Source organism: Acidocella sp., from assembly GCF_052326845.1.
Taxonomy (GTDB): domain Bacteria; phylum Pseudomonadota; class Alphaproteobacteria; order Acetobacterales; family Acetobacteraceae; genus Acidocella.
Window position 1 is genome coordinate 19,705 of sequence record NZ_JBKQJR010000152.1, and the last position, 7,614, is coordinate 27,318.

A 7,614-nucleotide genomic window follows, 5' to 3' on the forward strand; every position below is an offset into this window, starting at 1 on the left:
CTAAAATGTAAGGTTGTCTTGATCGAGGCGCGTATAAACTTTTTACCAAGTTGACATTATTACATTAGGCTGCCTAGCGGTTTCTTTGCAGCAACGCAAAAAAATGCGTATTCTTTCACACAAGGCACCCTCTATCCGCGGACGTCTGATTATTGATGGCATGCCACTTCAACGGCGGCCGCTCCGCTTCGGGTCGATCAAGGATTGGCCACTTTCCCGGCCTTACGCCGAAATTCAAACCAAGATACACGCCGCTGGCCCCCACCCCCTAAAACTGGCAATAATCCCCCATGCGGCGGCGGGTAAAACTCTTTCTGGGCGTTCTCCTGCTCCTCGGCGCTCCGGCTGACGCCGCCGACCCGGTGCATTATACCGTCAGCTTCGTCCCCTCGGGCGACGCCACGCTGGACACCCTGTTGCGAGAAACCTCTGCCCTCGTTGCGCTGCGGCTAAAACTGCCCCCCGCGCCCTTCGCGCTCATCGGCCGCGCCCGGGCGGATGAGGAGCAATTCCTCACCGTGCTGCACAGCCAGGGCTATGACGACGGCAGCGTGGACATCACCATCAACGGCGCGCAGCTGGACGACCCCACCTTGCCCGATGCCCTCACCCAGGCCCCGGAGAGCGCCACGGCAAAGGTTGAAATCACCCCCGCCAAGGGGGCGCGCTTCAAGCTCGGCCGGGTGGAAACTCCAGGCCTGCCGCCCGGCTTCACCCTGCCCGCCATCGTCAAGCCGGGCGATCCCGCCTTCGCCGCGCCCATCCTGGCGGCGCAACCGGCCCTGCTCACCGCGCTGCACAATGCCGGGTACGCCTATGCCAGCGTGGGAGACCCCGTGGCCATCGCCAATCCGGCGACGCACCTGCTCGATGTCAGCTACAGCGTCACCCCCGGCCCGCGCGTGCGGATCGGCCCAATCAGCTTTACCGGCCTCAAGCGCATGGACGCCGATTTCCTGCGCCGCCACATCGCCCTTGCCCCCGGCCAGCCTTATTCCGACACCGCCGTTCAGGCGGCGCGGGACTCCCTGCTCAGCCTCGGCGTGTTCGCTTCCGTCACGCCCCTGCCGCCCGCCCAGCCCAGCGCGGATGGCGAAGCGCCGATCACCTTCCACATGCTGGAGCAAAAGCGCCACGCCGTAAGCTTGAGCGGCGTCTATGCCACGGATACCGGCCTCAGCATCGGCACTTCCTGGCTGGACCGCGACCTGTTCGGCCATGCTGAATCACTCACCCTCTCTGCCGCGGCGAACGATCTCGGCGGGACCAGCACCACCTCCGCCGGCTACGACCTGAAAGCCGTTTTCGCCAAGCCGGATTTCTATGCGCGCGGGCAGACGCTCAGCCTGACTGTTGAGGGGCTGAAGGAATCGCTCACCGCCTATAGCCGCAGGGCGTTGCTCACCGGCGCCGCGCTCAGCCGCCCTGTCACCGCGCAGGGGCTCATCACCTTCGGCCCCAGCTTCGTCAGCGAGCGCGTGAACCAGCAAGGCGTGGACAGCACCTATGTGCTGCTGCAATTCCCCATCAGCTTCACCTGGAGCACGGCGGACAGCCTGCTGGAGCCCACGCGCGGGTTGAATGCCTCCATCAACCTCACCCCCACCGCGCCTGTCGTCGGCAAATCCCACCCGTTCATCATCGCCCTTGGCTCTCTGGCCGTGTATCTGCCCGTTGAATCCGGTGGGCGCGGCATCATCGCCGTGCGCGGGCTGGTGGGCACCATCCAGGGTGCCAGTCACTTTCAGGTGCCGCCCGACCAGCGCTTCTACGCCGGCGGCTCCGGCACGGTGCGCGGCTATACCTACCAGACCATCGGCCCGCTCTTCCCCGACGACACGCCCGAAGGCGGCGCCTCCTTGGACGCCGTCAACTTAGAATTCCGCCAGCACATCACCAAGACGATCGGCATCGTGCCGTTCATCGATGCCGGGCGGGTCGGCGCCGGCAGCGCCCCCTTCACCGGCAGGCTGCGCATAGGCGTCGGCATCGGCGCGCGCTACTACACCAGCATCGGGCCGATCCGGCTCGACCTCGGCTTCCCGCTCAGCCGCACGGCGGGCAGCAACGCCTTCGCACTGTATATCGGCCTGGGGGAAGCGTTCTGATGCGCCGGGCGCTCTACATCCTCCTCGCCCTGCTGCTCCTGCCCGTGCTGGCGGTGGCGGGGCTCTGCGTGTTTCTCAACACCGGCAGCGGGCGGCACGTCGCCGAGGACGAGATCAACCGCCTCGCCGCACCTCGCCTGCGCATCGCCGGGCTCGCCGGGCACTTCCCCGCCGACATCAAGCTCGCCAATCTATCGCTGGCCGACAGGAACGGCATCTGGCTCACCGGCAAGGCTCTGGAACTCCGCTGGCGCCCGCTGCAACTCTTGCGCGGCGATGTGGCCGTTGACGCGCTGACGGCGAACACGCTTTCCATCGTGCGTGAGCCAGCCGCCAGCGGCGGCGGCGGTGGCATCAGCCTGCCGCCCCTGCATGCCGAAATCGGCAAGCTGGAGATCGGCACGCTCAGCCTGCCATCCGACATCGCAGGGCAGCCTGCCATGCTGCACGTCACCGGCGCGGCGAGGCTGTTCGGCCCCGCCCACGGTACGATGACGCTCGACGCCACAACACCCGACAACACCGCGCAATACCACCTCACCGCCGCGCTCAATCAGAAAACATCCGCGCTCAGCCTTCATGTTTCGGAACCACCCGGCGGGCTGCTCGGGCATTTCGCCGGGCCATCGGTAAACGCGCCGTTGCTTTTGGATGCCTCGCTCTCCGGCCCCAGCGACAAGGCGGCGCTCACCTTTTCGGCGGCACTCGGCGCCGCCAAACTCACGGGCACCGGTACGCTCGGCCTTACGCCGCGCCATCCGTTCGCTGATATGACCCTGACAGTGCCGGACCTCACGCCCTTCGCCGCCATGGCGGGCGGAAAGCTCGGCGGCACGACGCAGCTGCACCTCACCGTGGCCGGACAAGGCAATGGCAACGCCACCCTGGCGCTGGAGGGCAATGCCGCCATCGCCAACCCGCCCAAGCCCCTGGCCAAACTCCTCGGCGCGCAGGAGAGCTTGAGCATGCACGCCCGTCTGCACGGCAAGGAGGTCACGCTGGATACGTTCCAGCTCACCGGCCCGGTCTTTGCCGTCACGGCCAGCGGACGCATCGCCCCAGGAGCGGTGGACCTTTCCACCAGCGTCGAGCTGAACGATATCTCCGCCCTCTCGCCCAAAATCTCCGGCCGGGTGCGCGAGATGGGGCACATCACCGGCCGCACCGGGGATTACGCGCTTGAGGCACAGCTCGCTGGCAATATCGCGTCGCGGGATATTCCCTCCGCGCCGTTCAGCATCAACCTGAACCTCCAGCATCTGCCGCGCGCGCCGACAGGCACGCTCACCGGCAGCGGCGCGCTGGAGAACTCCCCCCTCACGCTCGACGCCGCCCTCACCCGCGATGCTTCCGGCCGCGCCGAGCTCAAGATCCCCACCGCGCGCTGGCGCTCGCTCGACGCGGTGGCGGATCTGCGCCTCTCCCCGGGCGAGCCCCTGCCCACCGGCACGGCGAATATCGCCATCACCGCCTTGCAGGATTTCGCGCCCTTCCTCCCGCTCAAGCTGGCCGGCGCGGCGCGCCTCAGCCTCGCCCATCCCAATGGCCAGGCATTCACGCTGGGCCTTACCGCAACGCAGCTTACGGGCCTGCCTGGCCTTGGCGCCATCAACGGCACGCTACGCGCGCAAGGGCCGGAAGACGCGCTCGCCCTGCAAGCCCAGCTGCAATGCGCCAGCCTGGCTTCCGCCCCGGCCAGCGCCAGCCTTGCCGCCACGCTGAACGTCCCGGCCCGCAGCGTGCGCCTCACCAGCTTTAACGCCAGCTGGCACGGGCTGGGGCCGGCGCTGCTCGGCCCGGCGGACATCACCACCAAGAACGGGCTCAGCATCCGCCATCTCTCCCTTGCCCTGGCTGGCGGGCGCGTGGGGCTGGACGGCGCGCTCACCCCCCGCCTCGCCGCCTCCGCGCAGGTGCAGAACCTGCCGCTCTCCGTGGCGAAACTCTTCGACCCCAGCCTGGACGCCACCGGCAATGTCTCCGCCACCGCCAATCTTACCGGCACGCTGGCCAGCCCGGGCGGCAAGCTCACCCTGAACGCGCAGGGCCTGCACCTGCGCAACGGCAGCGCCGCCGCCCTGCCCCCGGCCAACCTCACCGGCACCGCGGCCCTTAACGCCGGGGCAGCCAACATCGATCTCGCCCTGAACGCCGGACCCAGCCTCACCCTGACGGCCCGGGGCGGCGTGCCGCTCAGGCCCAGTAACGGGCTCGACCTTAAGCTCGACGGCACGGTGGATCTGCGCTTGCTGGACGCCATCATCGCCGCGCAGGGCACCACCGCCCGTGGCACGGCCGAGACACATCTGCACCTCACCGGCCCGCTCACCGCCCCGCGCGCCGACGGCACGCTCACCCTGACCGATGGCAGCGTCCAGAATATCGGCACCGGCCTCAACCTCACCCATATCCAGGCGCAATTCCTGGCCAATGGGCAAAGCCTCACGCTGCAATCCGTCACCGCCCAGGCGGGTCAGGGGCAAATCACTGGCCATGGCACGCTGGACCTCTCCCCCGGGATGCCGGTGAACGTGACCCTGCATGCCGACAACGCCACCCCCATCGCGTCCGACCTGGTGACGGAAACGCTGGATGGCGACCTCGCCTTGAAGGGCACGCTGAAGGGGCAGATGGCGCTTTCCGGCAAACTCACCATCGCCAAGGCGGCCATCAACATACCCCGCTCCTTGCCGCCCAGCGTGGCAAGGCTGCGCATCATCCGCGCGGGCGAGGCACCGCCCCCGCCGCCCGCCCCGCCCCCACCCATCACCCTGGCGCTGGACATCACCGCCAACGACCAGATCTTCGTGCGTGGCGACGGGCTGTTCGCCGTGCTCGGCGGGCATGTCACGCTCGGCGGCACGATGGCCGCGCCCGCGCCGGAAGGCGGGTTCGAGCTGATCCGCGGCGAATACACCCTGGCGGGCAAGACGCTCCAATTCACCCAGGGGCGCATCAACTTCACCGGCGCCGGATTCGTACCCGCGCTGGACCTGGAAGCCACCACCACCACAGCCGACGGCACCACGGCCACGCTGACCGTTGGCGGCACCGCGGACAAACCCACCATCACCCTCACCAGCTCCCCGCCTTTGCCCTCGGATGAAATCCTCTCCCGGCTGTTGTTCGGCGTGGGCACGTCCAATCTCTCCGCGTTCCAGGCGGCCTCGCTCGCCGCGGCGCTTGCACAACTCTCAGGCGTCGGGGCCGGGCTCAACCCGCTGGACAAGATGCGCAACGTGCTGGGGCTGGATGAGCTTGCCATCGGCAGCAGCAGCGCGTCGGGCCTGCCGTCGCTGCAGGCGGGGCGTTATGTCGCCCCGGGGGTGTATGTCGGCGCCACCCAGGCCACCAACGGCCAGGGCACGCAGGCCAATGTGCAAATAAATCTGTACAAGGGGTTAAAGCTGCAAACCTCCACCGGAACCTCTACCACCAGCGGCGGACAGAGCAGCAGTGTCGGCCTCACCTATCAGTTCAACTATTAACGTTTTGATTCTGAAAGTATTTACGCGCAGCCTGCCGCTTTATTAAATACCGTCCATTAATCTCGTGGCAAGCCATAAGCGGCTAGGCTCCCAACGCGGCATTAAGCCGAAGGCGACTTAGTGGGAAAGACGGCATGAAACATCAGCGCATGCATCCGCCCATGGGAAGGCTGGACCCGATTACCGGGTTGCCGAACCGCAAAAAATTCACGGCAAGCTACCGGCCCAAGCCGGGGGCGCAGCTGGTCATGCTCACTTTGACCAGCCCCACGCAGTTCGACGAATTGCTCCGCGCCATCGGGCATGAACATGCGGAGGATTTCATGCGCGCCGGAGCCGCGCGGCTGTGCGAGGCGATGGACCCGGCCATCGAGATCTACCACATCAGCATTCTCAGCTTCGCCTTCGTCATGCCCTTCGGCGTGCTGCCGGACCTGCTGCACCAGATCAACGACCAGTTCAACAAGCCGCTCATCTGCAGGAGCATTCCCGTCTCTGCGGATATAGCGCTCGGCGTAGCCGATTGCCACGATGCCGACGCCACCTTCGTGCTTCGCGCCGGGCTCGCCGCCGCGCGGGACTGCCGGGACACCGGGCGGGACTGGGCACGCTACAACCGCAAGACCGACACGGCGCATCAGCGCGGCTTCCTGCTGCTCACGCATCTCACCGACGCCATCAAGGCGGAGGACCAGCTCCACCTGCACTTCCAACCGAAATACGACATGGCCAGCGGCATGCCCACCAGCGCCGAGGCCCTGCTGCGCTGGTGCCATCCGGTCTTCGGCAACGTCCCGCCCGCGGAATTCGTGCCACTGGCGGAAGCCACCGCGCATATCCACCCGCTCACCGAATGGGTGCTGCGCAACGCCATCGCCCAGGCTGGCGCCTGGGCCGCCAAGGGGCTGCGGCTGAATACGGCCATCAATGTCTCGCCGCGCAACCTCACGCGCCGGGGCTTTTCGGCGCAGGTCGCCAAGCTGCTCAACTGCTACGGCGTCGAGCCATCACGGATCGAGCTGGAATTCACCGAGGGTGTGCTGGTCAACAACGACCCGGTGGTGCTGGAAGAGCTACGGGCCCTGCGCGCCACCGGCATCCGCATCGCGCTCGACGATTTTGGCACCGGCTTCGCCAATTTCTCCTACATCACGCATCTTCCAGCGGACATCATCAAGATCGACAAGAGCTTCACCCAGAGGATCTGTACCGACCCGCGCGCCGCCATGGTCGTGCACTCGCTGATCGAGCTTGCGCACAAGCTGGATTACAGCGTGGTGGCCGAGGGCATCGAGTCCGAAAAAGCCTACGGCATGCTCAAAACCTGGACCTGCGACGAAGGCCAGGGGTTCTACATGAGCCCGCCGATCGCCCCCGCCGCCCTGGCCCAGAAGCTAGGCCCGGTCCCGGCCGTAGCTTAACGCCGCTCGCACGGGCAGCGCGAAAGATTGGCCTTAGTTGACGACAGTGAAAATTGTAACGTCATCGACCTGTCTCCACGGCCAGCCCAGTTCGCTCATCAAACTCAATAACTCCGGAGGGGTGTCAGGGCCCGCAACTACATATTGGGTTTTTGTCGTCCGACAGTATTTTTGCATATCATAATCAAGATGAGATGATTTTAAACCAAAATTAAGATACAATATTGTCGGATTCGCGAGCACCACCGAGGGTGGAAACCCTGGCAGACCTTCAGCATTGGTAAACCCAAAATGATTTTCCGCCTGCCAATATGCGGAGGCGACTTCGGCTTGTCCCGGCAAAACCAAGAGTCTCGGCGCTGGCCCAAGAATTTGCTGCACCCGCCCCGGTTCAAAAAATTTCAATCTTGGAATCGGCTTTATGTCATGAACGTCTGGCAAGAGCAGAACGCAGGAAAGGGCAGCAAAACCTAGAGCGTATTCCCATCTGATTGAATCGGATGGGATTCCCAAAACGGCTTTGATCTGATTCAAGATGTGTGCTGGCGAAGGGGGCCGGCATGCATGGCCAAACCGATTTCCATTGATCTTCGGCGC

The 7,614-nt window shown here is 65.6% G+C and carries 4 protein-coding genes; 3 read left to right on the forward strand and 1 reads right to left on the reverse strand.

What is annotated here, in order from left to right:
- The first annotated feature begins 290 nt into the window (after positions 1 to 290).
- From ACLPJJ_RS10685 to ACLPJJ_RS10695, 3 genes are all read left to right on the forward strand, one after another.
- On the forward strand, positions 291 to 2,108 hold the full coding sequence (locus tag ACLPJJ_RS10685) for an autotransporter assembly complex protein TamA (protein WP_443590962.1): 1,818 nt from the start codon (positions 291 to 293) through the stop codon (positions 2,106 to 2,108).
- Positions 2,108 to 5,596 (forward strand): translocation/assembly module TamB domain-containing protein, encoded by a 3,489-nt coding sequence (locus ACLPJJ_RS10690; RefSeq protein WP_443590963.1) that lies wholly within the window; start codon positions 2,108 to 2,110, stop codon positions 5,594 to 5,596. Before ACLPJJ_RS10685 ends, ACLPJJ_RS10690 begins: the two co-directional genes overlap by 1 nt.
- A 134-nt stretch (positions 5,597 to 5,730) precedes the next feature.
- Positions 5,731 to 7,017: an EAL domain-containing protein gene (locus ACLPJJ_RS10695; RefSeq protein WP_443590964.1), complete on the forward strand. Its 1,287-nt coding sequence runs from the start codon at positions 5,731 to 5,733 to the stop codon at positions 7,015 to 7,017.
- Between the two features lie 33 nt (positions 7,018 to 7,050).
- On the opposite strand, the gene ACLPJJ_RS10700 is transcribed toward ACLPJJ_RS10695, so the two are convergent.
- Positions 7,051 to 7,614, reverse strand: a 564-nt coding sequence (locus tag ACLPJJ_RS10700; RefSeq protein WP_443590965.1) for a hypothetical protein, incomplete at its 5' end; no start/stop codon positions are given.

What these genes read in the sequence shown, in the direction of transcription:
- ACLPJJ_RS10685 (WP_443590962.1), top strand. Translation starts at nt 291, where the DNA reads ATGCGGCGGCGGGTAAAACTCTTTCTGGGCGTTCTCCTGCTCCTCGGC.
- ACLPJJ_RS10690 (WP_443590963.1), top strand. Translation starts at nt 2,108, where the DNA reads ATGCGCCGGGCGCTCTACATCCTCCTCGCCCTGCTGCTCCTGCCCGTG.
- ACLPJJ_RS10695 (WP_443590964.1), top strand. Translation starts at nt 5,731, where the DNA reads ATGAAACATCAGCGCATGCATCCGCCCATGGGAAGGCTGGACCCGATT.